This is a genomic window from Streptococcus sanguinis, from assembly GCF_900635155.1.
Lineage (GTDB): Bacteria > Bacillota > Bacilli > Lactobacillales > Streptococcaceae > Streptococcus > Streptococcus sanguinis_G.
In genome coordinates this window covers 2120196-2144030 of sequence record NZ_LR134002.1, presented here as the reverse complement: position 1 = coordinate 2144030, position 23835 = coordinate 2120196, and the positions used below count along the sequence as shown (strand labels likewise).

The window sequence follows — 23835 nt, the reverse complement described above, 5'->3', positions numbered from 1 at the left end:
TCCGCTATACATTATAAAAGATAAAAGGAGATTTTAAAGATGACAGTATCATTTGTACGGATTGACGACCGCATGATCCACGGTCAAACAGTCACTCGCTGGGCTAAGGAATACCCTTGTGATGGCTTGATTGCAGTTAATAATGCAGCAGCAGGAAACAAGGTTTTGATTCAGGCCTACAAGGGAGCTTCTGATAAAAAGACTTTTGTTTGGACCAAGGAAGCCTTCAAGGAAAAATCAGGCAAGGTCACCGAGTCAGACAGTCGCTATTTCCTCATTACAAAAAATCCTGTGGACATGAAGGAAATTCTAGTGGACCAAGGTTTTGTACCTGGTGATGTCAAGGAAATCATCATCGGTCCTGCTAATGACCGTCCGGGAGCTGTTAAGCTGGGCAACAATCAGTCCATCACCCAGGAAGAGGCAGAAGCGATTGAGGCGATCGAAAAAGCAGGCTACAAAGTCAAATTCCAGCTCTTGCCAGATGTTTCCATCGGTTACTGGAGCGATTTCAAGTCTAAATTTGGTTTTTAATTACAATAATGAAAAGGAGAGTCTATTATGACAATTTCTTGGCTGCAAGCCGCTTTACTGGGTCTTTTTGCTAGTTTAGCTTCTATGCCTGGTATGGGTGGTTCTAGTATTGGTAACTACACTCTGGGACGTCCTCTGGTCGGAGGTTTGATTAGCGGGTTGATTCTTGGAGATTTAAAAACAGGGATTATGGTCGGGGTAGCCCTTCAGGTCCTCTACATCGCTCTGGTAACACCAGGTGGTACAGTTTCCGCTGACGTGCGGGCGATCTCTTACATTGGGATTCCTCTCGCAATCTTGTTTGTTCACTCAAAAGGTATCACATCCGAATCTGCTATCGCTGCAGCAGCTGCACCGATTGGAGCAGCAGTTGGTACTATCGGTACAGTTCTCTTCTATGGAACAGCAACTACAAACTTGCTTTGGCAACACATTGGTTGGAAAGCCGTTGAAAAAGGCGAATTCAAAAAGCTTTACGCTGTTGACTGGGTCTATCCTTGGATCTCCCACTTCGTCTTCTCTTTCCTTCCAACCATGATTATCACGAAGTTTGGTCCGAATATGGTTGAACTGATGAAAACCCACCTGCCAATGGATGGCTTCATCATGAAATCCCTCTTTACAGTCGGAGCTCTTCTCCCATGTGTCGGTATTGCCATTCTTTTGAAACAAATCGTTACGAAAGCTGCTGACTTTATCCCATTCTTTGTGGGCTTCACCTTGGCTAAGTCACTTGGTCTTAATTTGGTTGCCAGTGCAGTTGTTTCATTGATTTTTGCAGTAATTTACTATGAATTGGAAGTAATCAAATCAGCTCGTGTGACCGCGCCGGCTGGTGGGGCTGACTTTGATGACGATGAGGAGGATATCTAAGATGGCTGAAAGAAAGAAAATAACCAAAAAGACTTTAGCGAAATCATTCCACCATTGGTACTATGGTCATTTGACTTGCTTCTCCCAAGAGCACATGCAGACTTTCGGCTACTTGACCTCTATGCTGCCAATCGTGGAAGAACTCTACAAAGACAAAGCAGAGCAGAAAGAAGCTATGCAGACCTACACGGCTTTCTTCAACACAGAACCTCAGCTCGGAGCTTTGGTAGTGGGGATTACAGCTGGTTTGGAAGAAGCGCGTGCCAATGGTGACGCTGTTGATAGCGAAACTATCAATGGTATGCGTGCCGGTCTTATGGGACCTATCGCAGGTATTGGTGACTCTTTGGTGGTTGGAACTTTGATTCCGGTTCTGCTGGGGATTGCCCTTGGCCTCTCGAAAGGGGGAAATCCTATCGGGGCTCTCTTCTACATCCTTGTCTGGAATGTTCTCATCTATGGCGGTATGCGCTTTGCCTACTTCAAAGGCTATGAATTAGGGGACAAGGCGGTAGAATTCCTTGTAGGACCTAAAGGACAGGCCCTTCGTAAGGCAATCAGTGTCATTGGTGGTATGGTTATCGGGGCAGTTGCTGCAACTTGGGTATCTGTAACGACTTCATTAGAGCTGAAGAATGCTGATGGCGAAGCCTTCCTCAAGCTGCAAGAAAAAATTGACGGTGTTTATCCAGGTCTCTTAACAGCTGGCTTTATCACCCTTTGCTGGTGGCTGATGGCCAAGAAAAAAGTATCACCAAACCTCGTTATGCTCCTCTTGGTTATCATTGCTTTGATTGGTGTAGCGCTTGGCATCTTTGACCCTCAACTGAAATACTAATTCTCGCTCAATTTTAGGCTGGCAGTAAGTCCGATTTGCTGCTCGTCTAGTATAAATTTGTTTGAGCAGAGTAAAAGAAAGAACGGAGAAGATCATGACAGAACAAGAATTGATTCAGGGCTATGAAACAGAAATTCACTACCAGAAGCATATGATTGAAAATCTAGGACGCTGGTTCAGTCTCTTCTTTGCCATTGCCAGCATCGGTCTTGTTCTGATTTATCTCTTTCATGAGACTAATCTCCTAGCGCTGATTGCAGGAATCGTCCTAGCTCTACTTGGTATCTTAGCCATGCTTTTGTTTGGCTATGGTATCTATAGAGGGCGCCTAAATCTGCAAAAAGTGATTGATGATTTTGAAGCAAAACTAAAACTTGCAAGATAGACATTTCTCCCCCTAAAGACAAGTCTGAGAGGATTTTAGCTCGGACTTGTTTTTTATTTTTTGACTTTAGGAGCAAGTAAAGCAAAAAAATAAAATTTTTCTTTCATCTAGCCGGTTTTTTTCTTGACTATTTCTGACCAAGTGATAAAATAATAACTATAGATTAGCACTCGATAGTTTAGAGTGCTAAAAATTCAATCTTTGGAGGAAAATCATGTTAAAACCATTAGGAGACCGTGTGGTCTTGAAAGTAGAAGAAAAAGAGCAGAAAGTTGGCGGATTTGTCATTGCAGGCAACGGCCAAGCAGCGACTAAGACAGCAGAAGTTGTCGCAGTCGGTCAAGGCATTCGTACTTTGAACGGTGAGCTGGTAGCCCTGAGCGTTAAGGAAGGGGACAAGGTTCTCGTAGAAAGTCATGCAGGCGTGGAAGTCAAGGACGGAGATGAAGCTTATCTCTTAGTCAGTGAAGCCAATATTCTAGCAGTTGTCGAGTAAGAGTAGAAGAGAGGAATAATAAAATGGCAAAAGATATTAAATTTTCAGCAGATGCAAGAAGCAGTATGGTTCGTGGTGTTGACATCTTAGCGAATACTGTCAAGGTGACTTTGGGTCCTAAAGGTCGCAATGTCGTTTTGGAAAAATCCTTTGGCTCACCCCTTATCACCAATGACGGTGTAACCATTGCCAAGGAAATCGAACTGGAAGACCATTTTGAAAACATGGGCGCTAAGCTGGTGTCAGAAGTTGCTTCAAAGACTAACGATATCGCTGGTGACGGAACAACAACAGCAACTGTTTTGACACAGGCTATCGTCCGCGAGGGGATTAAAAATGTTACAGCTGGTGCTAATCCAATTGGTATCCGCCGCGGGATTGAAGCAGCCGTTGCAACAGCTGTTGAAGCCCTGAAATCTAACTCAGTTCCAGTTTCTAACAAGGAAGCTATTGCTCAGGTTGCTGCCGTATCTTCTCGCAGCGAGAAAGTCGGTGAATATATCTCTGAAGCTATGGAAAAAGTTGGAAATGACGGTGTCATTACTATCGAAGAGTCCAAAGGAATGGAAACGGAGCTGGATGTAGTTGAAGGTATGCAGTTTGACCGCGGCTACTTGTCTCAGTACATGGTAACTGACAATGAAAAAATGGTAGCCGAACTGGACAATCCTTACATCCTGATTACTGACAAGAAAATTTCTAACATTCAAGAGATTCTGCCATTATTGGAAAATATCTTGAAGACCAACCGTCCGCTTTTGATTGTTGCAGATGATGTGGACGGAGAAGCTCTGCCAACGCTGGTTCTTAACAAGATTCGCGGAACCTTTAATGTCGTAGCTGTCAAGGCACCAGGCTTTGGCGATCGTCGTAAGGCTATGTTGGAAGACATCGCTATCTTGACGGGCGGTACAGTGATTACAGATGATCTTGGCCTAGAGCTCAAAGATGCTACGATTGAAGCGCTTGGACAAGCTTCTAAAGTCACTGTTGATAAAGACAGCACTGTGATTGTGGAAGGTTCTGGAAATCCTGAAGCCATTGCTAACCGTGTGGCAGTCATTAAGTCACAGATTGAAAGCAGCACTTCTGAGTTTGACCGTGAAAAACTGCAAGAGCGCCTGGCTAAATTATCCGGCGGTGTAGCTGTGATTAAGGTTGGAGCTGCCACAGAAACAGAACTCAAAGAAATGAAACTCCGCATCGAAGATGCCCTTAACGCAACCCGTGCAGCGGTAGAAGAAGGAATCGTCTCCGGTGGTGGTACTGCCTATATCAACGTACTAGACGCTGTCGCAGGTCTTGAGTTGGCAGGGGATGAAGGGACTGGTCGCAACATCGTTCTCCGCGCCTTGGAAGAGCCTGTCCGTCAAATCGCTCTGAATGCAGGCTTTGAAGGATCAATCGTCATTGACCGTCTGAAAAACTCTGAAGCTGGTACAGGCTTTAATGCTGCGACTGGCGAATGGGTTAACATGATTGAGGCTGGAATCATTGACCCAGTTAAGGTGACCCGTTCAGCCTTGCAAAATGCCGCTTCTGTTGCCAGTCTTATCTTGACAACTGAAGCAGTAGTGGCTAATCAACCAGAACCAGCAAGCCCAGCTCCAGCTATGGATCCAGGCATGATGGGCGGTATGATGTAGAAAAATAGTAGAATTATATATTCGTATAAATTAGATATAATCTTTAGCTTATATTTACAAAACAAAAAACTGAGCAGATTTGTTCAGTTTTTTTGATTATAACAAGTCTTGCCAGAAGCTTTCATAATTATGTTTGTTGTCAGAAATATATTTATATATATGATTATTTTTGTAGTCATATTATTAATATTTGTTCATTTATTAGATTATCTAATGTTACAATTTTGTTTCAAAGAATACAAAAAGGTGACGAATGAAACTGTTTCCAACTCCTATATGACAAGGTTTTTGGAGAAATAAACTGGTTTACACCCTGTGTACCAGACCAGAACCGGTTAAGGTAATTAGTTGACTTATGGTCAATCGTATGCTAGTCTAATATATGTAGTAAATTGGAAATGTAAAGAAATCTTAATGTTTTTTACATGTTCAATAAAAAGGAAAAAAGGAAAAATGGAGGGATTATTTATGAAAAAAATATCTCATACTATTGCACGCTTTTTCTCAGTAGCCTTTGTGCTCCTCTTTAGCCTGTTTTCTAGCAGTCAATCTGCCAGAGCCAACACAGTAGACGATGTTATCACATCAATAAATGTGTACAATCAAAAAGGTGAAGCACTGACTGACGGCCTTTCCCCTTGGGAAAAATTTCAAATTGACGCAAACTTTGCCTTCAATTACGGCAAGGTTCAGCCAGGAGATACGACTACCATTGGACTTCCTGTTGAGTTTGCCTTGGAGGGAGCTGATTTTGAAGTCAAAGATGATGACGGCAATCTCGTAGCGACAGCTGTGGTTGATGCAAGCTCTAAGCAGCTTACACTGACTTATACAGACTATGTCCTGACTCGCTCTCATATTGAAGGGAAAGTTCATCTCTTGGCTCGCGTTGATCATACAGTAGCCAGAGATAAAGGCTCTATTCCTCTGAAACTTATCGTTGGCAAGAAGATCATTGAGTATGGAAAAATTGATTACAAAGGTCTTCCTGGTCAAGCAACTCCTTATACTTTCATAAAATACGGCTGGAATAATGCGGATAATATCAAGAGCATTACTTACAGCTTGAATATCAACCAACAAAATCAAGAACTGGATAATGTTGTTATTTCAGATACTCTGGGCTTTAATACCGGAGAAATCGATCTCAACAGCTTCCAAATCCTTAAAGGCTCATGGGTTGTTGACCCAGCTGATAACTCTTACCGACTAAGCCAGCAACGCGAGGATGTGACAGGAAACTACACGATTAATCTTGCGGCTGACAAGCGTTCCTTTACCATTAACATGGGACATATTGGTGCTAATGAAGGCTTCTATGTTCGCTATCGTGTTAACTTCCCTACAGTTCCGGCTGATGGAACAGTCTTCCCGAACGAAGCAATTATGCGAGCAGATAATATTGAAGAGCAAAAATCATCAGTTGCTGTCCGCTACCAACGTGCGAACGGCTATGCACATGGGGATGTCTATGGTGTGCAGGTGACTAAGAAAGATGAAGCTGGTAAAGCCTTAGCAGGTGCTGAATTCACATTGTACGATGAAGATGGTGTGACAATTGTTCAAAAAGCAACCAGTGATGCTAACGGGATTGCTTCTTTCAGCAACTTGATTAAGGAGCATTATCTGATTAAGGAAACCAAGGCACCAGAAGGTTACCAACTGTCAGATGAAGAGATTCAGGTCAATGCGGCTCAGCTCAAAAATTATGGTTCTGGTATTATTTACAAAGACTTTACCAACCGTAAGGCATTGGTTACCGCTTCAGGTACCAAGACTTGGAATGATGACAACGATAAAGATGGCAAACGTCCAGACAAGATTACCGTTCGTCTCTATGCAAATGGCGTTGAAGTCGATCATAAAGAAGTTGGTCCGAATGATAAGGGTGAGTGGAAGTATGAGTTCACTGACTTGCCAGCGACTGGTGAAGATGGAAAAGATATTGTCTACTCAGTTACTGAAGACCGTGTTTATGGTTATACAGCTACTGTTGATGGTATGAACATTACCAATACACCAGTTCCAGGAGTTCCGCAACCGCCGAAACCTAGCTCGGACAATAGCTCTAAGAGCAGCTCTAGTTCAAGTAGCTCAAGCAGCAGTAGCACGATTTCTAGCTCAAGCAGCACTACAGGAAGCACTGTTGTGATCATTGAATCAGACGATGGTACTGGCGGAGGAAATGCCTCTAATGTTGGAACCAAGAAAGTTCTCCCTAAAGCGGGTGAGAATTCTAGCTGGATCATGATTGCTGCTGGAGTAGCTCTAGTAGGCTTGGTAGGCTTTGTTGTCTTCCGTTCGAAGAAGAAATAAATTTCATCTCTGTTCCCTTAAGGGACAGAGATTTTTTTACAATCAGTCACTATCTTGTATCCTTTTGTTAATCAAGACTGTGATGTTCCGTAATATAGTTGTTTTAAAATAAAAAGCAACTAAGATGTTTCCTAGAACAGATTAGTTGCTCAGAACTACGGGGAAGCTGCTTGGATGTGCAAGCGTGAAGCACATCAAAACTTGATATATATAATCTTTCTTTAATTCCTAAACTAAAAAATTATAAGACATCCTTAGGAATATGCTCGGTGTGTGATCATCTTTATCAAGTTTTCGTCAAACTTATTTTACTTCAGTCTTCTCTCGTAGTTTTTGTTATGCAATGCCCCCTCCTTTTTGTGCCTAAAGGAAGGGGATTTTTTTGTTGAAAACCCAACTGGAATTTTGGGTGACAAGAATCAGCTAAATGAAAAAAGCCTTGTAAATCAAGGCTTTTTCTTCTCTATTTCTATGCCCCCTGCAGGGATCGAACCTGCGACCCACGGATTAAGAGTCCGCTGCTCTGCCAGCTGAGCTAAGGAGGCAATAGAAAAAGCTGTATTGGTGCCGGACCTTCACGATTTGTATTGAACCCGCGCAATTAAGCAGGTGGGCAACTCGCTCTAACTGAAGCTGCTTCCGCGTGACACGGCTTGCATGCTGTTAGAAGTCTTTTGTTTCCCTAATAATACAAAAAATAGTCGGTCAACACTTAAGTGTGAAGTCGTACACCACAGCGTTTCTATAATTATGATACCATAAATTTTGAAAAATTCAAGAGAAAAATGTGATTTTTTGCAAACGATGTCATCATTTTTTTAAGTCATCAATCTTATCCTTGGTCATTCCAAGGGCTCGCTCATATTTGCCATTCTCATTAGGAGCGAAATAATTGGCGTCTTTTATCTTGTCGGGTAGATAGTCCTGCTTGACCCAATTGCCAGGATAGGAGTGAGGGTAGAGATAGTCCTGTGCGTTGCCCAGTTCCTTACTGCCGGCATAGTGGCCATCTCGTAAGTGGCGTGGGATGGGCAGATTTCCATTCTTTCGTAAGTCAGCTAAGGCCTTGTCCATAGCCACATAGGCTGAGTTGGATTTGGGGGATAGGGCCAGATCGATAACAATATTGGCAATCAGGATGCGGGCTTCAGGAAAGCCAATCCGCTGAGCTGCTTCCAGAGCTGTGACGGTATGGACTTGGGCGTCAGGATTTGCCAGACCAATATCTTCGTAAGCGATAACGGTCAAGCGTCGAGCTAGGCTAGGCAGGTCTCCTGCCTCAACGAGGCGAGCTGCGTAGTGGAGACTGGCATTGACATCGGAGCCACGGATGGACTTCTGCAGGGCAGAAAGGACATCATAATGGCCGTCCCCGTCCTTATCCATGGTGATGTAGCTCTTTTGCAGGCTGTTTTCCATGACATCGAGCGTGATGTGGCGGATTCCCTTGTCATCTTCTGGGGTAGAGAGTACGGCTAGGTCCAGTGAATTATAGGCGGAGCGCAGGTCTCCGTTGGTAGAGATGGCAATGAATTCCAGAGCCTCATCATCTAGCTCTACTGGAAAATCAAATCCTCGTTCCTTATCCGTCAAGGCTAGCTGAATGGCCGTCCGGATGTCGTCGTTGCTGAGGGGCTCAAGCTCAAATATCTGAACCCGGCTTCGAATAGCAGGGGTGACGGAAAAGAAAGGATTTTCTGTCGTCGCTCCAATCATGATGACCAGACCGCTTTCTAATAGCGGCAGCAGGAAGTCTTGCTTGGTCTTGTCCAAGCGGTGAATCTCATCCAGCAGGAGCACCAGTCCGCCGGAAAATTTAGCCTCTTCAGCGATTTCCTGCAGGCGCTTCTTGCTATCTACGGTGGCGTTAAAGGTCCGAAAGGCAAACTTAGTTGTGCCGGCAATAGCCGAGGCGATAGAGGTCTTGCCGATGCCGGGTGGTCCGTAGAGGATCATCGAGGACAGGCGGTTAGCTTCAACCATGCGACGGATGATTTTTCCAGGTCCGACCAGATGCTGCTGGCCGATAATCTGATCAATGTCAGTAGGCCGCATGCGCAGGGCGAGGTTTTCTGGCATAAGATTTCCTTTCTGCAAGTGTTTTTCTTGGCTTTTTGTGTTACTATTGTAGATAGTAATATTTTATCACAATGAAAAGAGGAAATCATGGCTAAGTACGGTTTTTTGGAGATATTGGACGAGGAAATGGAGAAGAGCTTTCCTTTTGACTATGAGATAAACTGGGACAAGAAGAATCACGCAGTCGAGGTTGCCTTTCTCTTTGAGGTGCAAAATCCAGGTGGGATTGAGACGGTTGATGCTGAGGGCAATGCCTCGGCTGAGGATATTTACTTTGAGGAAGCCGTGCTTTTCTACAATCCGGTCAAGTCTCGTTTTGAGGCAGAGGACTATCTAGTTGCCCTACCCTATGAGCCTAAGAAGGGGCTGTCACGGGAGTTTCTGGCTTATTTCGTGGATTTCCTAACCCAAACGGCTGAGTCTGGTCTCGATGCACTCATGGACTTCTTAGCAGATCCAGAGGCAGCAGAGTTTGAGCTGGCTTGGAATGCTGAGGCTTTTGAAAATGGCAGAGCAGATTTGACTGAGACTGACTTTTATTCCTATCCGAGGTATTAGGAGGCGCTTATGGCAAATGCAGAAGGACTAGATTTACTGCACAAACAGATGGAATTTTCTGGCTGCAAGATTGCCTTGATCTGTAATGATAAGTTGCTGACCATCTTGCGAGATGATATTTCAACCATTCCTTGGCCAAATATGTGGGAGCTGCCGGGAGGTGGCCGCGAGGGAGAGGAGACTCCCTTTGAATGCGTTCAACGAGAGGTTTTCGAAGAGCTTGGTTTGAAGCTTGAAGAAGCTGCTATTGTCTGGGTTAAGGAATATCAAGGAATGCTTGATCCAGACAAAACCTCTATTTTTATGGTAGGAACCATCACTCAGGAAGATTTTGCTAGTATTGCCTTTGGTGATGAGGGTCAGACTTATCAGATGATGGATGTGAGCCAGTTCTTATCAGATAAAAAGGTTATTCCGCAGTTGCAGGCCAGGTTGAGAGATTATTTGGAGGTGCGAGCATGATTCATATTGAGCGAGCAGGAGCAGAGGATTTAGAGACCATTATTGCCATTCAGCGAGCGAGTTTTAAGGCTGTTTATGAGAAATATCAGGATCAATACGACCCCTATCTGGAGGAGCGAGAGCGGATTCGCTGGAAGCTAGTTGAGCGGCCCAATAGTTTTTATTATTTTGTTAAAGACGCCGAGAAGATTCTTGGTTTTATACGCTTGAATACAAATGACGAACAGACAGCAGGCTGGATTGGGACAGTGGCGATTTTGCCGCAGTACCAGAACAAAGGATATGGCTCTGAGGGGCTTGGTCTGATAGAGGAGAAATTCTCCACCGTTATGCAATGGGATTTGTGCACGGTTTTCCAAGATAAAGGTATGGTAGCTTTTTATGAGAAAAACGGCTATCATCAGACCCATACGGAGCCTGAAAAAGAGGGCATGGATATGGTTTACATGACGAAGACAATGAAATAAACAAAGAAAGGATTGTTCAGTTAAATTTCTAAACTGAACCCGCCCTAAACACTGTGCTAAAAAGATAAGGTTCTCTTAGACGCAAGCGTCGTCAGAGAATTTCCTATTTTGGCTTTGTGTTATACGGGCTTGGTATTTTAAACATGGACACTTGGCAGGAATTAACGATTGAAGTGAAGCGGGAGGCGGAGGAAGCGGCCTCAAATATTCTGATTGAGCTGGGCAGTCAGGGTGTGGCTATTGATGACAGCGCAGATTATCTGGGGCAGGTTGACCAGTACGGTGAGCTTTTTCCAGAAGTTGAGCAGAGCGAGCGGGTCAGGATTACCGGTTATTATCCGGATTCGGTGGATGTAGAGGCCATTGCGGCCCAGGCCAATGAGCGTCTGGCTGAGCTGGATGGCTTCGGATTGGAGACGGGAGATATTCAGCTGACTCGGCAGGAACTGGCTGAGGAAGATTGGGCGGACAACTGGAAGAAGTACTTTGAGCCGGCTCGGATCACCCATGACTTGACAATTGTACCGTCCTGGACGAAGTATGAGGCAACAGCAGGTGAGAAGATTATCAAGCTGGATCCTGGCATGGCCTTTGGTACGGGCACTCACCCGACGACCAAGATGAGCCTCTTTGCGTTGGAGCAGGTCTTGCGAGGCGGAGAAACGGTGTTGGATGTGGGTACAGGCAGCGGTGTCCTCTCCATTGCCAGCTCTCTCTTGGGAGCTAAGGACATCTATGCCTATGACCTAGACGAGGTGGCGGTGCGCGTAGCTCAGGAAAATATTGAGCTCAACCCTGGTATGGAGAACATCCATGTGGCGCCGGGAGATCTTCTCCGAGGGGTAGAAATCGAGGCGAACGTCATCGTTGCCAATATCTTGGCCGATATTCTCATCCATCTGACAGAAGATGCTTATCGTCTAGTCAAGGATGAGGGCTATCTGATTATGAGTGGGATCATTTCTGAGAAGTGGGAAATGGTGCGCGAGTCAGCGGAAGCGGCAGGGTTTTTCCTAGAAACGCATATGATTCAGGGCGAATGGAATGCCTGTGTCTTTAAGAAAACGCAGGACATTTCAGGCGTGATAGGTGGTTAGATGCAGCAGTATTTTATAAAAGGAAGTCCTCAGTCCCCTCTGGTGGTCACGGATAAGGACACGGCCAAACACATATTTTCAGTCATGCGGCTCAAAGCGGGCGACCAAGTCACATTAGTCTTTGATGATGGCGTGAAACGGCTGGCTCAGGTGTTGGATCCCAGTCAGCAGAGCTTGGAAATCGTGGAGGAGCTAGCAGACAATACCGAGCTGCCGGTCCAAGTGACCATTGCTTCAGGCTTTCCCAAGGGTGATAAATTAGAATTTATCACTCAGAAGGCAACAGAGCTGGGGGCGAGTGCTATCTGGGCCTTTCCAGCTGACTGGTCAGTGGCTAAGTGGGATGGAAAAAAACTGGCTAAAAAGAGTGAAAAGCTAGAGAAAATTGCTCAGGGAGCAGCAGAGCAGAGCAAGCGTAATCTGATACCGGAGGTTCGGCTCTTTGATAAAAAGGCAGACTTTCTGGCAGCCTTGGCAGACTTTGACCGCATCATCGTGGCCTATGAAGAATCGGCCAAAGAAGGAGAAACTGCAGCTCTAGTCCGGGCTCTGTTGGGCTTGGCAGCCGGCGCAAAAGTCCTCTTTATCTTCGGACCGGAGGGCGGTCTCTCGTCAGAGGAAATAGCAGCCTTTGGCCAAGCAGGGGCTGTCTCCGCTGGTCTAGGTCCACGTATCCTGCGGGCTGAAACTGCTCCCCTTTATGCCTTGACCGCAGTCAGTGTTTTGTTGGAATTGAGCAAGGACAGTCTTTAAAAAGTAAAATCAGTAGCTATTTTGGCTACTGATTTTTTAATTATTGTCTTTCTCGTTTTTTGAAGGCGAAGATTCCTGCAAGTCCGGTCAGAACAAGTCCCAAGAGTCCGAGTGAGGACGTCTTTTCTCCGGTTGCTGGGAGGCTTTCTGCTCCTGCTTGTTTGTGAGATTTTTGCTTGTTTGTGCTAGGGTCAACAGCAGTCAAGACAGGGAAGTCTACTCTGCTATGCTGCAGATTGGCTGCTTCGACTGCGATAGTTGGAGAGCTTGGCTGCTCGATAGGCACCGCTTCTGTTTTCGGTGCGACGTAGACGAACTTGTATTCGCCGAATCCCTCTTGGGAAGATTCCGCTAGGTAGACGATGTCTCCGTCTGTGCCAATCAAGTTCTTAGCCTTATCAGCTGTCAGGAAGCGCAGGTCCAGTCCCTTGATGGTATCAGCGAAATGCCAGTTCTGATCTGCACTTGGATTGATATTTTTGACAGCCAAGATATAGTTGATGATAGCTTGGCGGTTTTCCAGATTGAGCAGACGGTTGAGACTAGCTTCTCGAACACCAGGGAAATTACCGTTAGACCGGTAGTTGTTGGTCACGACGATAAATTCCTGATTGGGGTCAATCTCTTTGCCTTGGTATTTGAGGTTACGGACCCGGCTGGCATTTGGGTTTGCTAGTTTGCCTTCGCGGTCGTATTTGTTAGGCTGGGTAATGTCAAATTCATAGGTAACACCGTCGATAACATCAAAGTTATAAGTTCGGTAGTTAGTATTGACGAGATTTTGCGGTTGGGGATTAGTCGGGTCAATGGTATTGAACTGACCAGCTGACATTTCCAACCATTCTTTGAGTTGGGCACCGTTGACCTTGAGGATAGCTGTGACATTATCGTAGAGATAGAGGTCTGCTACGTTCTTGATGGCAATAGGACCAGCTGGAATGTCTGTGTAGGCCGTTGCATCCCCACGAGTTCCTGCCTTGAAAGGCGCTGCTGCAGACAGGATAGGAAGGTTGGCTTCAGGTGTGCCAGCCAGCTCTTGCTTAGCATACCAAAGCTGGGCATTGTTGACGATTTGCACAGATGGATCGTCTTTGACCAGAGCGAAGTAGCTGGTAATCGGTGCAGTCGTGGTGCCGACTTGCTGGCGGACGTAGTTGATAGTACCTTGGTGAGATTCTTGGGCAATTTCAATGACGCGCTGATCTGCTACATTAGACTTGGTATCCACCTTGCGGATAGAGCCTTTGCTGTCAGTGACTTTCCATTTGCCATCGGTATAGTTGAGCTTGAGGTCGATGACGCCCAGATGGTCGCCGTATTTTCCAGCCATAGTTACTGGAGTGCCGTTGATTTTACCGTTGACCCCATCTACGCCAGGATATTTTTCGTAGAAGCCGCTTCCGTTTCCGCTTGGAAATTCAGCATGGGAGTGGCCGGTTACTACAGCATCCACACCTGGCAGGCTAGCGATTTGATAGCCTTCATTTTCCTCGCCTTTTTCATACTTGTCATCTCCGATACCAGAGTGAGAAAGCACCAAAGTGATGTCTGCACCAGCCTTGCGCATCTCAGGAATAATGTCTCGAATAGCCTCAACAGAATCGCGAACGACCACTTTTCCTTCTAGGTTTGCCTTATCCCAGTTGAGAATCTGCGGCGGGACAATCCCAGTAACACCAATCTTGACAGTCGTCAAACGGCCCTGAGTATCCGTAAAGGTTTTTTCGATGATTTTGTAAGGCTGATAGATGAATTTACCAGTCGCTGGATCCAGCACATTGGCATTGACAAGAGGCATGCCTGCTGTTTCAATCACGCGATTCAGATAGTCCAGACCGTAGTTGAACTCATGGTTGCCTAGCGTACCAGCTTCAAAGCCCAGAGCCTGCAGAGCAGCGTACATAGGGTGCTGCTCGCCCTTCTCCACAGGATCCACGATGGCCTTATAGGTTCCAAGCGGCGTTCCTTGGATGGTGTCGCCATTGTCAACTAATAGGACGTTTGGATTTTCTTTCTTGGCCTTCTCAATCAGCACGGCAGTCTTAGCCAGTCCCAAGGTCTCAACCGGCTTGTCCTGATAGTAGTCGTAGTTGACCAAGTTGGTATGGAGGTCGGTCGTTGCCAAGATACGAACATCGACAGTCTGTCCCTCCACGGGTTTAGTATCCTCAGTAGCTGCGACATTGCGAGCCATAGCCATCAGAGCATCAGTATTTCCACTGACATTTTCTGGGGAAATAGCAGAGCTAGGATCCGTGCTCTCTGGTGTCGCAGCAGCTTCAGTAGGATTTGCAGCAGTAGTTGGTTTTGCTTCAGCTGCGCTGCTTTCTACTGGAGCAGGATTAGCAGTGACTGCTGGAGTATTCTCATCAGCCTGAACAGCATTTACAGCTGCCGCAAGAGCCGCTGCACTCAAAAGTACAACCGTTTTTTGAAGGGATGATTTGGACATAATATCTCCTTTGTAAAAATGAATTTCAGACTTATATTATACTATATCGAAACGTTTTCATCAAGCTTTGGAAAACTATACAGTAATTAAGAAGTGTTCTAAAAATTAGAATATAGTCTTTGTTTAGTAAGCTTATAATAAAAATCTATTGGAAAATACTTGACAATCATTAACAAAAAAGTTAAAATCGTTAACATAAGATGTTCTATTAAGAACAATTAAATTATAAATAAGGAGTCCATTATGGCAGAAATTTCATTATCCCCAGAACAGCTCACCTCGCAAGCTGCGGTTTATTCTAATGCTCGCGATCAAATTGAGGCAGCTATTCAGACAGTAAATACTGCTAACGGTGAAATGCAAGCACACTGGAAAGGTAGTGCCTTCCAATCTTATCTTGAACAATATCAACAATTGCATGGTGATGTGGTTAAATTCCAAGAATTGTTGAGCTCTATCAACCAACAATTGGTTAGTTATGCTAATACTGTATCAGAACGTGATACAGCGGATGCAAATAGCTTTGGTTTCAAAGGATAAAAAAACTCTGGAATGGAGGGATGGGATTGCTTCCTATCTCTCTTTATTTTAGTCAGAATTTAGAAATAGGAGAATGGAAATGTCAGATGCATCTTATTACCAAGGATTAGCTAATCAAGAATCTCAAAATCATGATGATGCAATTTCTCAAAAAGCTGCCGTAGATGCAAAGATTTCTCGCTTAGAAACTGCCAAATCGGACTTATCCACTCAGATAAATAATTTTCAGACAGGTATTATAGATGCCTTAACGAAAATAAAAGGGGAAGATGAATCCAGTTTTAAAGGGGATCGGAAGAATAAATATGCAGAGAAGTACGATTCTGCTAATACTGCTGCTACAACCAATAAGACGAGTCACGACACAAATTTGAGTAGTATAGATGCTAAGATTGGGGAGCTTCAAGCAGAGTCAGCCAACTTACAGACAGCAGCAGATACAGCTTATAATAATATGCTTAATTATCAGTCTTTGGCAAATTCAGCTAGTTCATGATAGAGGATGGGAAGATAGATGGCAAATACAGGAACAGATTATGGTGCTTGGACGGGACTTACTTCTACAGTTAGTACAAGTATCTCTGGCATTTCAGATATGGCAGAGTTAACTTTTTCAGCAACGACAATGACTCCTTTTACATCTTTTAATGATGAAATTAAGTCATTTAATACAGCGATTAGCAGTCTCAAAACTTTCACGACAACGGATGTAACTCGTATGAATCAAGCAGCTGAAAATAAAGTGACTGATGACCAAAAGCAAGCAAATGCTAAATAGGTAAGTTAGCAGAAAGGAACGAGATAGATGAATGAGATAAGTGGCCTTTATCAAAACTCCTTGCTTCAATTAGGAATTGATGAGGGTGAGAGAGCCATTTTGGAGCAAGTGGGTCAATCCTTAATTAGTCAAGGAGATGCATTTCGTAGGCTTCAGTTGGCAATTGTCAAGAAAGAGTCCTTTTATAGCTACAGTAGCTTGCTTGGCACATCTGTTACGATGGAGTTTGATTGGGAACGAGAAAAAGTAACTCTGGCTTATTTAGGCTCGGAGCTCGTTTTGTCTATGAAAGACTTTAGGATTTGGTTATCTTGCACTGATTTACTGTTGGCTCCAATCCTCCCCTTGGGCAGTTTGGTAGAGTTAGATCGTGAGTTGCTTCCAGAGGAATTGGTATCCGAGATGGAGAAGGCAAAGGTTCCCTTTATGGCTATGATTATGGGGCGGAGATTGCTTTCTGAACCAGACGACCGGGAATATATAGATTACCTAGTTAGCATCTACCCCTATGGTATGAGACTAGATGTTGAACCTTTGTTTATTCCAAGCTATTTGATTTCTCATGTTATCCAAGAAGGTTATAGCGATACTTTGGATCAATCCTATGTAGATCGGCAGTATCGTAAGGATTATTTTCGACATAGGGTTTTTTCCATGACACATAGTATTGAAGGAGAAGATAGATGAAAATAGATATGACAGAGGTTCATAACCAGAAGACAGCATTGTCTAACTCACAAACCTCGATTACTAGTCAGCTTGAGACAGCTAAGACCTCTTTTGTAAGTTTGGTCAATTCGGAAAGTCTCAAAGGAGATGTCAAGGGAGCAATTGATGCCAAAATTAGCAATCATCAGGTTCCCTTATTGACGAATTTTTCTAATGCTTTAGCCGTTCTTTCTGCTCAATATGATAAGACTATTGAACAGTTTAAATCAACAGTCTCAGAGACAGCCACAGATGCAATTATTGATACGGATTATTTGCAGGGGCTTTTAGATGGCTTTTCGAGCATAGAGACCAATATTAGTACGGTGAATCAAGCAACGGCAAATATTTATAGTTCCATTTCTGATATTATCAGTCTGACGAATCCAGATGCCAGCACAATTACTACTCCTTTGTCAGAAGGAAAGACCATTTTGACCGATACTAAAACTAATATGGCCAGCTTTAATGGTTGGAAACGAGGAGATGAGTATAGTAAGCTCTTGCAAGTTCAGGCGACTGCTCTGAAGGGACTGGAAGGAGCAGGTAAGAGTTCCTTTACTTCAAAAGAAGCAAAGGCCTTTTATAAAGGTACTGCCTTTATGGATGGAGTTGAGGAAGTTACCAATTCTGTTTTAAATTCGACACCTATAAAGGTGTTAGACTATATTGTAGAAGAACTAAAATCTATTGCGGAATCTTTAGGAATAGATGGCTTTAAAGCAGCTTCAACTAAGGCTGGAGCAATGGTAAATTCCTTAATTAGGAAATCGGCAGGCCGTAAATTGCTTCAATACGGTGTTAGAGGAGCTAATTTTGTTATGATTAATTCTGGCACTCGTACTGGGACTCAAGCTCTTGCAAGAGCAGCTAAATCTTTTGCAAGAGGAGAAAAGATTGCTGGTTGGGCTACTAAATTTGGTAAATTCATCGGAGGCCATGTAGATGATGTGCGTTTTGTAAAAGATTCTCTAGGCCATCTTAATAAAGATATTCTTAAAGCAGATATATTCAGAAACATGAAATCTGCTGTGTCTCAGAAAGGTCTCGGAGCAGTAAAAAATGTAGGCGCTATCGGTACAGTATTAGCATTGAAAGATGGTTGGGATACATTCCAACAGAATAGGGGCAAATATGGGGATGCTCATGCACTAGCTGATGGAGTCGCCCATGCGGCAGGTACCTTTAGTGGTGCAGTAGTCGGAGCTCAGGTCGGAGCAGTTATTGGCTCTGCTATTCCAATCCCTGTAGTAGGAACGGTAATAGGAACAGTAGCAGGGACGATTATCGGAGATGCAGTTGGAAAAGGGATTAATCATGTATGGGATAAGTTTTCACACGGAGAGTGGAAGCTACCCAAGCTGTGGTAACGGGAATCCGATAAATATTAGAAAGAGGCTAGAATGTTTTTTATAAGACGTCGTATGTTTTTTAATCAATATGGCGATAAAGCTATTTATTTTGATTGTAAGACCCACGAACTTTTAGAGGCACCAAAGAGTAAACTATTAGATACAGAGAAATCAAATAAGATGAATCGACATATTCCTCTATTAGTTGTTCTCTTTATAGCTAGCGGAAGTGGCATTTCTTCCTTCTTTAGTCTATTTTTACAAGGAACTTATAGCATGACTACTTTTTGGAGTGTTATTCTTATATGGATAGCAGAGTTTACCTTTATTACTATCCTCGTAGAACGCGCCTTGTATCGAAATGTCAACAGAGCACAAGTGACCTCTCAAACGGTTTGTCGGGTGATTATGGAAAAGTCAGACGAAGCCAAGGAAGTGGAGGCAGAGATTGAGATGAGTGAAAAAGATAGCCGCAATGCTACACGCTTGATAAAAGGATTGATTTTTCTAGTCCCCTTGGTTGGATTCTTCTATGCCTATGATTTCATTTTTAATTATAAAGACTTGTTAGGTAATCCTATTGGAGGAGAGATATTTAAAATTGTTGCATCAGGACTTTTGCTAGGTGTTTCTTTTGTATTATATAATCAGAACAATCTTCCCAAAAGTTTTGATATATTGGATTTATTCCGTGCTGGAAAACTTAATGTGATATGTAGAGCTGACGACGATCCAGATGTCTATCTAGAAGTGAGCGTCGGACCGGATGGAGCTATTGTGACAAAAGAATTACATAAGTAAAGAAGAAAGTTTTGAGATGCTTTAAGATATGGAGATTAATTTTTGTTTTAAAGTCAAGAGATGCAATAGTGACTTTTTGATTTCTAGTGAATATTGTTGAACTTTATTGCGCTAAGCAATGTAGAAAAATTGGAAAAACAAGGAGAAGAAAATGACAGATAAAATTTTACCTTTGGGTTCAGTTGTAACCCTCAAAAATGGTGATGGTAGTGAAGTGATGATTGTTTCACGAGCTAGTGTAATCGAAGTGGAAGATGGTAAAGGAGGGACTAAGAGTGTCTATTTTGACTACGGTTCAGTAGTTATTCCGAACGGGATGCAGACACCAGACAATTTGTTCTTTTTCAATAGAGAAAATGTCAAAGAAGTTTTATTTGAGGGATATAGAAACGAAGATGAGAAGGCTTTTGAAGAGCATTATGATACTTGGATGAAGTCAGCAGAAGTTCCAAAAGGTTCTATTTAAATAATGATATAAGAAGAATCGCTATATTAGAGCGATTTTTCATTTATCAGTTTCTGGATTCATAGTTTAATTCAGAACGGATGACTTTGTTTTTTCTGCTTCATTACAGATAGAAGGTAGATTGACAGAGGTTCATAACCAGAAGACAGCATTGTCTAACTCACAAACCTCGATTACTAGTCAGCTTGAGACAGCTAAGACCTCTTTTGTAAGTTTGGTCAATTCGGAAAGTCTCAAAGGAGATGTCAAGGGAGCAATTGATGCCAAAATTAGCAATCATCAGGTTCCCTTATTGACGAATTTTTCCAATGCTTTAGCCGTTCTTTCTGCTCAATACGATAAGACTATCGAACAGTTTAAATCAACAGTCTCAGAGACCGCAGCAGATGCAATTATTGATACGGATTATTTGCAGGGGCTTTTAGATGGCTTTTCGAGTATAGAGACCAATATTAGTACGGTGAATCAAGCAACTGCAAATATTTATAGCTCCATCTCTGATATTATCAGTCTGACGAATCCAGATGCCAGCGCAATTACCACTCCTTTGTCAGAAGGAAAGACCATTTTGACCGATACTAAAACTAATATGGCCAGCTTTAATGGTTGGAAACGAGGAGATGAGTATAGTAAGCTCTTGCAAGTTCAGGCGACTGCTCTGAAGGGACTGGAAGGAGCAGGTAAGAGTTCCTTTACTTCAAAAGAAGCACAGGCATTTTATAAAGGCACTGCCTTTATGGATGGAGTTGAGGAAGTTACCAATTCTGTTTTAAATTCGACACCTATAAAGGTGTTAGACTATATTGTAGAAGAACTAAAATCTATTGCGGAATCTTTAGGAATAGATGGCTTTAAAGCAGCTTCAACTAAGGCTGGAGCAATGGTAAATTCCTTAATTAGGAAATCGGCAGGCCGTAAATTGCTTCAATACGGTGTTAGAGGAGCTAATTTTGTTATGATTAATTCTGGCACTCGTACTGGGACTCAAGCTCTTGCAAGAGCAGCTAAATCTTTTGCAAGAGGAGAAAAGATTGCTGGTTGGGCTACTAAATTTGGTAAATTCATCGGAGGCCATGTAGATGATGTGCGTTTTGTAAAAGATTCTCTAGGCCATCTTAATAAAGATATTCTTAAAGCAGATATATTCAGAAACATGAAATCTGCTGTGTCTCAGAAAGGTCTCGGAGCAGTAAAAAATGTAGGCGCTATCGGTACAGTATTAGCGTTGAAAGATGGTTGGGATACATTCCAACAGAATAGGGGGAAATATGGGGATGCTCATGCACTAGCTGATGGAGTCGGCCATGCAGCAGGTACCTTTAGTGGCGCGGTAGTTGGAGCTCAATTCGGAGCAGTTATTGGCTCTGCTATTCCAATCCCTGTAGTAGGAACAGTAATAGGTACAGTAGCAGGAACGATTATCGGAGATGCAGTAGGAAAAGGTATCAACCATGTATGGGATAAGTTTTCACATGGAGAGTGGAAGCTACCCAAGCTGTGGTGACGGAAGTCGGATAAGCATTAGAAAGAAGAAATATATGTTTTTTAGAAGACGTCGTTTTTATTTGAATCAATATTATGACAAAGCCATTTATTATGATCGTAAGACCCATGAAGTTTTAGAAGCTCCAAAGAGTAAACTATTAGATACAGAGAAGTCAAATAAGATGAATCGACATATTCCTCTATTAGTTGTTCTCTTTATAGCTAGCGGAAGTGGCATTTCTTCCTTCTTTAGTCTATTTTTACAAGGAACTTATAGCATGATTGCTTTTTGGAGTGTTATTCTTATCTGGATAGCAGAGTTTGCTTTCATTACTATCCTTGTAGAACGAGCCTTGTATCGAAATATCAATAGAGCGCAAGTGACTACTCAAACGGTCAGTCTTTTTACTATTTGTGATTCAGAGGATTTAAAAGAAAAGAACTTGAGCGAAAAAGAGAAGCGCAATAATACTTTTTTATTTAATGCTTTGTTGTTTACTATTCCTGCAGTGGGTTTCTACTATATCTATGATTTTATTTTCCACTTCAACAGTTTTTTAGGGCAACAGATTGGAGGAGAGATTTTTAAGATAATGTTTGCAGGGCTTTTACTTGGAGTTGCTTTTGTTATATATAATCAGAATAATATTCCTAGTATTTTAGACATAACGGAGAAATTTGAATCTGGAAAACTGAGTGTAGTATGTAGAGATGACGACAATCCTGAACTATATTTAGAAGTGAGTGTCGGACCAGATAGAGCTATTGTGACAAAAGAATTACATAAATAACATTAATGGACTTTTGATGTTTTAAGATGTAGAGATTAATTTTTTTAATGTCAAGAGATGCAATAGTGATTTTTTGACTTCTAAGAATATTGTTGAACTTTATTGCGCTAAGCAATGTAGAAAAATTGGAAAAACAAGGAGAAGAAAATGACAGATAAAATTTTACCTTTGGGTTCAGTTGTAACCCTCAAAAATGGTGATGGTAGTGAAGTGATGATTGTTTCACGAGCTAGTGTAATCGAAGTGGAAGATGGTAAAGGAGGGACTAAGAGTGTCTATTTTGACTACGGTTCAGTAGTTATTCCGAACGGGATGCAGACACCAGACAATTTGTTCTTTTTCAATAGAGAAAATGTCAAAGAAGTTTTATTTGAGGGATATAGAAACGAAGATGAGAAGGCTTTTGAAGAGCATTATGATACTTGGATGAAGTCAGCAGAAGTTCCAAAAGGTTCTATTTAAATAATGATATAAGAAGAATCGCTATATTAGAGCGATTTTTTTCTTGAGATCACTTCGTTTGTGATATAATCGCAGTCGAAATGTCCTTTCAATGTACTTTCTGATGAAAAGATTATGGGAAAGATATTTAGAGATGTTTTGAGTAGCGCAAGAAATAAAAAATACCATTAAATAAAGAGAATAGATAACACCCTGAGCAATAATATTTGAATATTAATCGGCGATAAATCAGAAGTACCTTAGGGAAGTAAGACATACCGCAATTGAATCGGGTCAGTATATTTGGATTCAGAGTTATATATCATAGTATCTAAATTTAATTAGGTGCTATATTTTTTGTCACAACAGTACAATCTGCTTGTGAATAACTGTTTGAAAGTTTGAATATTGATACAATTCGTGATAAAATAAGACTAATATTTGAATGAGACTAGTCAATATAAAATTTATTAAAGCTTGTTATGATAGGTAAATGTTGTTTAGGAATATTTATAACTTACTTATTGATGCTAAATATTTTTTAAGTCTTTTAAGCTAGAAAGCAGAGATGAAATGTTGAAAAAATCAAGTCGAGTTTTAGTGATATTTTTATTGTTATTGTTTACTGGAAGCACTGTTTATGCTAAGGACGGTGAGTTAGATTTAAAAACAGATTCGATAACGCAAAAAAAGCAGCGTTCCCAAGGTAATGAAATTGAGCATATTTATGCACCGAACTTATTTATGGATAGAATAGAGCAAGAAGCGACGAAATCTAAAACTGATGCTCAGGAAATGCTTAAGACTGCAAACCAAGCTAATTTCAGTAAGAAAGAAGTTCGGAGTGGTGATGGACTCGACCTCCAAGTTTATCGACATGCTCTTTTTCAGAACTATCAGGTTTCTGACAATATTATTGTAGACACAGAGGAATCAGGGGCCACAATGATATGGTCAATTCTTGGTGTAGTATTATTTATTGTAGCAATGATTTTAATTGGAATTTATTTAGGAAGGATTTTTCATGGGGGAAAAATATTTAAACGCAACAATTAGATATGAAGATAAGGAAATAGATATTCGCTTTTCTAAATTATTATCTTTACAGGGAGTAAAGATGTTAATGTGTTCAAACAATCTAGATAAAACATTATCTATTCATCAAAATAATTGGCATTTAGAGGTTCGAGGAAAGCTTCTAAGAATAGAACAGCATAGAGCTTTAAAGGAATATCCATTAGGGGATGGAGATGTATTGGAGGTAATTATAAATGAGTGATAAAATTGAAATTAAATATAGCAAGGAAAAGGTCAAGGTTATTCTGCCTGCCAGCCATTTTTCTCGTCAAAAATTATCTACAATTGAAAATTATGTGGATGCTTCCGTGACATTAGAAGATAATGGTTTTTATCACTAATTTATGATAAGCCAAAATATTCTTATAGTCTTAAAGAGCTTATTGCGGAAGAGATGACAGAAGTAAAGCGTTTGGAGTTGGCTCAGAAAATGGAGTCTT

The 23835-nt window shown here is 42.2% G+C and carries 27 protein-coding genes and 1 tRNA gene; 25 read left to right on the top strand and 3 right to left on the bottom strand.

The features are described 5' to 3' along the window. Positions 1 to 39: 39 nt before the first annotated feature. The 7 genes from ELZ47_RS10610 (at position 40) to ELZ47_RS10580 (ending at position 7088) form a co-directional block, all read left to right on the top strand. A complete protein-coding gene (locus tag ELZ47_RS10610; RefSeq protein ID WP_126435978.1) occupies positions 40 to 534 on the top strand; it encodes a PTS system mannose/fructose/N-acetylgalactosamine-transporter subunit IIB in 495 nt (164 codons plus the stop codon). A gap of 27 nt (positions 535 to 561) precedes the next feature. Further along, positions 562 to 1407: a PTS mannose/fructose/sorbose/N-acetylgalactosamine transporter subunit IIC gene (locus ELZ47_RS10605; protein WP_002896728.1), complete on the top strand. Its 846-nt coding sequence runs from the start codon at positions 562 to 564 to the stop codon at positions 1405 to 1407. Continuing rightward, positions 1391 to 2245 (top strand): PTS system mannose/fructose/sorbose family transporter subunit IID, encoded by an 855-nt coding sequence (locus ELZ47_RS10600; RefSeq protein WP_164549644.1) that lies wholly within the window; start codon positions 1391 to 1393, stop codon positions 2243 to 2245. Before ELZ47_RS10605 ends, ELZ47_RS10600 begins: the two co-directional genes overlap by 17 nt. 94 nt (positions 2246 to 2339) lie before the next feature. Continuing rightward, a complete protein-coding gene (locus ELZ47_RS10595) occupies positions 2340 to 2630 on the top strand; it encodes a hypothetical protein (RefSeq protein ID WP_002901670.1) in 291 nt (96 codons plus the stop codon). A 214-nt stretch (positions 2631 to 2844) separates the two neighbouring features. After that, positions 2845 to 3126 carry a co-chaperone GroES gene (groES, locus tag ELZ47_RS10590; RefSeq protein ID WP_002919847.1) on the top strand — a complete coding sequence of 94 codons (282 nt, stop codon included), beginning with the start codon at positions 2845 to 2847 and terminating at the stop codon, positions 3124 to 3126. Between the two features lie 23 nt (positions 3127 to 3149). Continuing rightward, positions 3150 to 4772: a chaperonin GroEL gene (gene groL / locus ELZ47_RS10585; protein WP_002898576.1), complete on the top strand. Its 1623-nt coding sequence runs from the start codon at positions 3150 to 3152 to the stop codon at positions 4770 to 4772. 468 nt (positions 4773 to 5240) lie between these two features. Next, positions 5241 to 7088 (top strand): Cna B-type domain-containing protein, encoded by a 1848-nt coding sequence (locus ELZ47_RS10580; RefSeq protein ID WP_126435976.1) that lies wholly within the window; start codon positions 5241 to 5243, stop codon positions 7086 to 7088. A gap of 472 nt (positions 7089 to 7560) precedes the next feature. Here ELZ47_RS10580 and ELZ47_RS10575 read toward each other — a convergent pair. Together ELZ47_RS10575 and ELZ47_RS10570 are read right to left on the bottom strand one after the other, a co-directional pair. After that, positions 7561 to 7633: transfer RNA gene (locus ELZ47_RS10575), tRNA-Lys, on the bottom strand. 265 nt (positions 7634 to 7898) lie between these two features. Beyond that, on the bottom strand, positions 7899 to 9167 hold the full coding sequence (locus ELZ47_RS10570) for a replication-associated recombination protein A (RefSeq protein WP_126435975.1): 1269 nt from the start codon (positions 9165 to 9167) through the stop codon (positions 7899 to 7901). A gap of 87 nt (positions 9168 to 9254) precedes the next feature. Here ELZ47_RS10570 and ELZ47_RS10565 point away from each other — a divergent pair, with 87 nt between their 5' ends. The 5 genes from ELZ47_RS10565 (at position 9255) to ELZ47_RS10545 (ending at position 12504) form a co-directional block, all read left to right on the top strand. Beyond that, the gene (locus tag ELZ47_RS10565) at positions 9255 to 9725 is read left to right on the top strand and encodes a DUF3013 family protein (protein WP_125331866.1); all 471 of its coding nucleotides are present in this window, start codon (positions 9255 to 9257) and stop codon (positions 9723 to 9725) included. Between the two features lie 9 nt (positions 9726 to 9734). Beyond that, entirely contained in the window at positions 9735 to 10187 is a 453-nt protein-coding gene (locus ELZ47_RS10560; RefSeq protein WP_125331868.1) for an NUDIX hydrolase, read from the top strand. After that, positions 10184 to 10654 (top strand): GNAT family N-acetyltransferase, encoded by a 471-nt coding sequence (locus ELZ47_RS10555; RefSeq protein WP_002928986.1) that lies wholly within the window; start codon positions 10184 to 10186, stop codon positions 10652 to 10654. Before ELZ47_RS10560 ends, ELZ47_RS10555 begins: the two co-directional genes overlap by 4 nt. A gap of 143 nt (positions 10655 to 10797) precedes the next feature. Continuing rightward, the gene (gene prmA, locus ELZ47_RS10550; RefSeq protein ID WP_125331870.1) at positions 10798 to 11751 is read left to right on the top strand and encodes a 50S ribosomal protein L11 methyltransferase; all 954 of its coding nucleotides are present in this window, start codon (positions 10798 to 10800) and stop codon (positions 11749 to 11751) included. Beyond that, positions 11752 to 12504 carry a 16S rRNA (uracil(1498)-N(3))-methyltransferase gene (locus ELZ47_RS10545; protein ID WP_126435974.1) on the top strand — a complete coding sequence of 251 codons (753 nt, stop codon included), beginning with the start codon at positions 11752 to 11754 and terminating at the stop codon, positions 12502 to 12504. A 40-nt stretch (positions 12505 to 12544) separates the two neighbouring features. On the opposite strand, the gene ELZ47_RS10540 is transcribed toward ELZ47_RS10545, so the two are convergent. Then, positions 12545 to 14956: a bifunctional 2',3'-cyclic-nucleotide 2'-phosphodiesterase/3'-nucleotidase gene (locus tag ELZ47_RS10540; RefSeq protein WP_126435973.1), complete on the bottom strand. Its 2412-nt coding sequence runs from the start codon at positions 14954 to 14956 to the stop codon at positions 12545 to 12547. 243 nt (positions 14957 to 15199) lie between these two features. Between ELZ47_RS10540 and ELZ47_RS10535 the strand changes: the two genes are divergently transcribed. The 13 genes from ELZ47_RS10535 (at position 15200) to ELZ47_RS12030 (ending at position 23736) form a co-directional block, all read left to right on the top strand. Then, positions 15200 to 15496, top strand: coding sequence for a WXG100 family type VII secretion target (locus ELZ47_RS10535; protein WP_111676673.1), 297 nt, complete (start codon positions 15200 to 15202; stop codon positions 15494 to 15496). A gap of 79 nt (positions 15497 to 15575) precedes the next feature. Then, positions 15576 to 15992 (top strand): DUF5082 family protein, encoded by a 417-nt coding sequence (locus ELZ47_RS10530; RefSeq protein WP_126435972.1) that lies wholly within the window; start codon positions 15576 to 15578, stop codon positions 15990 to 15992. An 18-nt stretch (positions 15993 to 16010) separates the two neighbouring features. Next, on the top strand, positions 16011 to 16274 hold the full coding sequence (locus ELZ47_RS10525; protein ID WP_126435971.1) for a hypothetical protein: 264 nt from the start codon (positions 16011 to 16013) through the stop codon (positions 16272 to 16274). Positions 16275 to 16301: 27 nt separating this feature from the next. Then, positions 16302 to 16961 (top strand): DUF4176 domain-containing protein, encoded by a 660-nt coding sequence (locus tag ELZ47_RS10520; RefSeq protein ID WP_126435970.1) that lies wholly within the window; start codon positions 16302 to 16304, stop codon positions 16959 to 16961. Then, positions 16958 to 18352, top strand: a complete 1395-nt coding sequence (locus ELZ47_RS10515) for a T7SS effector LXG polymorphic toxin (RefSeq protein ID WP_126435969.1) — start codon at positions 16958 to 16960, stop codon at positions 18350 to 18352. Before ELZ47_RS10520 ends, ELZ47_RS10515 begins: the two co-directional genes overlap by 4 nt. A 54-nt stretch (positions 18353 to 18406) precedes the next feature. Then, positions 18407 to 19135, top strand: coding sequence for a hypothetical protein (locus tag ELZ47_RS10510; protein ID WP_126436118.1), 729 nt, complete (start codon positions 18407 to 18409; stop codon positions 19133 to 19135). A 151-nt stretch (positions 19136 to 19286) separates the two neighbouring features. Next, a complete protein-coding gene (locus ELZ47_RS10505) occupies positions 19287 to 19601 on the top strand; it encodes a DUF4176 domain-containing protein (RefSeq protein ID WP_126435966.1) in 315 nt (104 codons plus the stop codon). Between the two features lie 121 nt (positions 19602 to 19722). Next, on the top strand, positions 19723 to 21105 hold the full coding sequence (locus ELZ47_RS10500; protein WP_126435968.1) for a T7SS effector LXG polymorphic toxin: 1383 nt from the start codon (positions 19723 to 19725) through the stop codon (positions 21103 to 21105). A 34-nt stretch (positions 21106 to 21139) separates the two neighbouring features. Beyond that, the gene (locus ELZ47_RS10495) at positions 21140 to 21877 is read left to right on the top strand and encodes a hypothetical protein (protein WP_126435967.1); all 738 of its coding nucleotides are present in this window, start codon (positions 21140 to 21142) and stop codon (positions 21875 to 21877) included. A 147-nt stretch (positions 21878 to 22024) separates the two neighbouring features. Further along, positions 22025 to 22339, top strand: a complete 315-nt coding sequence (locus ELZ47_RS10490; protein WP_126435966.1) for a DUF4176 domain-containing protein — start codon at positions 22025 to 22027, stop codon at positions 22337 to 22339. 552 nt (positions 22340 to 22891) lie between these two features. Beyond that, entirely contained in the window at positions 22892 to 23374 is a 483-nt protein-coding gene (locus ELZ47_RS10485; protein WP_002919814.1) for a type VII secretion EssA family protein, read from the top strand. Further along, positions 23343 to 23597, top strand: coding sequence for a hypothetical protein (locus tag ELZ47_RS10480; protein WP_002916152.1), 255 nt, complete (start codon positions 23343 to 23345; stop codon positions 23595 to 23597). Before ELZ47_RS10485 ends, ELZ47_RS10480 begins: the two co-directional genes overlap by 32 nt. After that, complete coding sequence (locus tag ELZ47_RS12030; protein ID WP_232011363.1) at positions 23590 to 23736, top strand: hypothetical protein; 147 nt, start codon at positions 23590 to 23592, stop codon at positions 23734 to 23736. Before ELZ47_RS10480 ends, ELZ47_RS12030 begins: the two co-directional genes overlap by 8 nt. The last annotated feature ends 99 nt before the right edge of the window (positions 23737 to 23835 follow it).

Bases quoted from the DNA above. Each gene is read 5' to 3' on its own strand.
- ELZ47_RS10605 (WP_002896728.1), top strand. From the start codon at position 562: ATGACAATTTCTTGGCTGCAAGCCGCTTTACTGGGTCTTTTTGCTAGT.
- ELZ47_RS12030 (WP_232011363.1), top strand. From the start codon at position 23,590: ATGAGTGATAAAATTGAAATTAAATATAGCAAGGAAAAGGTCAAGGTT.
- ELZ47_RS10570 (WP_126435975.1), bottom strand. From the start codon at position 9,167: ATGCCAGAAAACCTCGCCCTGCGCATGCGGCCTACTGACATTGATCAG.
- ELZ47_RS10490 (WP_126435966.1), top strand. From the start codon at position 22,025: ATGACAGATAAAATTTTACCTTTGGGTTCAGTTGTAACCCTCAAAAAT.
- ELZ47_RS10505 (WP_126435966.1), top strand. From the start codon at position 19,287: ATGACAGATAAAATTTTACCTTTGGGTTCAGTTGTAACCCTCAAAAAT.
- ELZ47_RS10565 (WP_125331866.1), top strand. From the start codon at position 9,255: ATGGCTAAGTACGGTTTTTTGGAGATATTGGACGAGGAAATGGAGAAG.
- ELZ47_RS10485 (WP_002919814.1), top strand. From the start codon at position 22,892: ATGTTGAAAAAATCAAGTCGAGTTTTAGTGATATTTTTATTGTTATTG.
- ELZ47_RS10535 (WP_111676673.1), top strand. From the start codon at position 15,200: ATGGCAGAAATTTCATTATCCCCAGAACAGCTCACCTCGCAAGCTGCG.
- ELZ47_RS10520 (WP_126435970.1), top strand. From the start codon at position 16,302: ATGAATGAGATAAGTGGCCTTTATCAAAACTCCTTGCTTCAATTAGGA.
- ELZ47_RS10495 (WP_126435967.1), top strand. From the start codon at position 21,140: ATGTTTTTTAGAAGACGTCGTTTTTATTTGAATCAATATTATGACAAA.
- ELZ47_RS10510 (WP_126436118.1), top strand. From the start codon at position 18,407: ATGTTTTTTAATCAATATGGCGATAAAGCTATTTATTTTGATTGTAAG.
- ELZ47_RS10555 (WP_002928986.1), top strand. From the start codon at position 10,184: ATGATTCATATTGAGCGAGCAGGAGCAGAGGATTTAGAGACCATTATT.
- groES (WP_002919847.1), top strand. From the start codon at position 2,845: ATGTTAAAACCATTAGGAGACCGTGTGGTCTTGAAAGTAGAAGAAAAA.
- ELZ47_RS10610 (WP_126435978.1), top strand. From the start codon at position 40: ATGACAGTATCATTTGTACGGATTGACGACCGCATGATCCACGGTCAA.
- ELZ47_RS10580 (WP_126435976.1), top strand. From the start codon at position 5,241: ATGAAAAAAATATCTCATACTATTGCACGCTTTTTCTCAGTAGCCTTT.
- ELZ47_RS10545 (WP_126435974.1), top strand. From the start codon at position 11,752: ATGCAGCAGTATTTTATAAAAGGAAGTCCTCAGTCCCCTCTGGTGGTC.
- ELZ47_RS10525 (WP_126435971.1), top strand. From the start codon at position 16,011: ATGGCAAATACAGGAACAGATTATGGTGCTTGGACGGGACTTACTTCT.
- ELZ47_RS10595 (WP_002901670.1), top strand. From the start codon at position 2,340: ATGACAGAACAAGAATTGATTCAGGGCTATGAAACAGAAATTCACTAC.
- ELZ47_RS10600 (WP_164549644.1), top strand. From the start codon at position 1,391: ATGAGGAGGATATCTAAGATGGCTGAAAGAAAGAAAATAACCAAAAAG.
- ELZ47_RS10515 (WP_126435969.1), top strand. From the start codon at position 16,958: ATGAAAATAGATATGACAGAGGTTCATAACCAGAAGACAGCATTGTCT.
- prmA (WP_125331870.1), top strand. From the start codon at position 10,798: ATGGACACTTGGCAGGAATTAACGATTGAAGTGAAGCGGGAGGCGGAG.
- groL (WP_002898576.1), top strand. From the start codon at position 3,150: ATGGCAAAAGATATTAAATTTTCAGCAGATGCAAGAAGCAGTATGGTT.
- ELZ47_RS10530 (WP_126435972.1), top strand. From the start codon at position 15,576: ATGTCAGATGCATCTTATTACCAAGGATTAGCTAATCAAGAATCTCAA.
- ELZ47_RS10560 (WP_125331868.1), top strand. From the start codon at position 9,735: ATGGCAAATGCAGAAGGACTAGATTTACTGCACAAACAGATGGAATTT.
- ELZ47_RS10540 (WP_126435973.1), bottom strand. From the start codon at position 14,956: ATGTCCAAATCATCCCTTCAAAAAACGGTTGTACTTTTGAGTGCAGCG.
- ELZ47_RS10480 (WP_002916152.1), top strand. From the start codon at position 23,343: ATGGGGGAAAAATATTTAAACGCAACAATTAGATATGAAGATAAGGAA.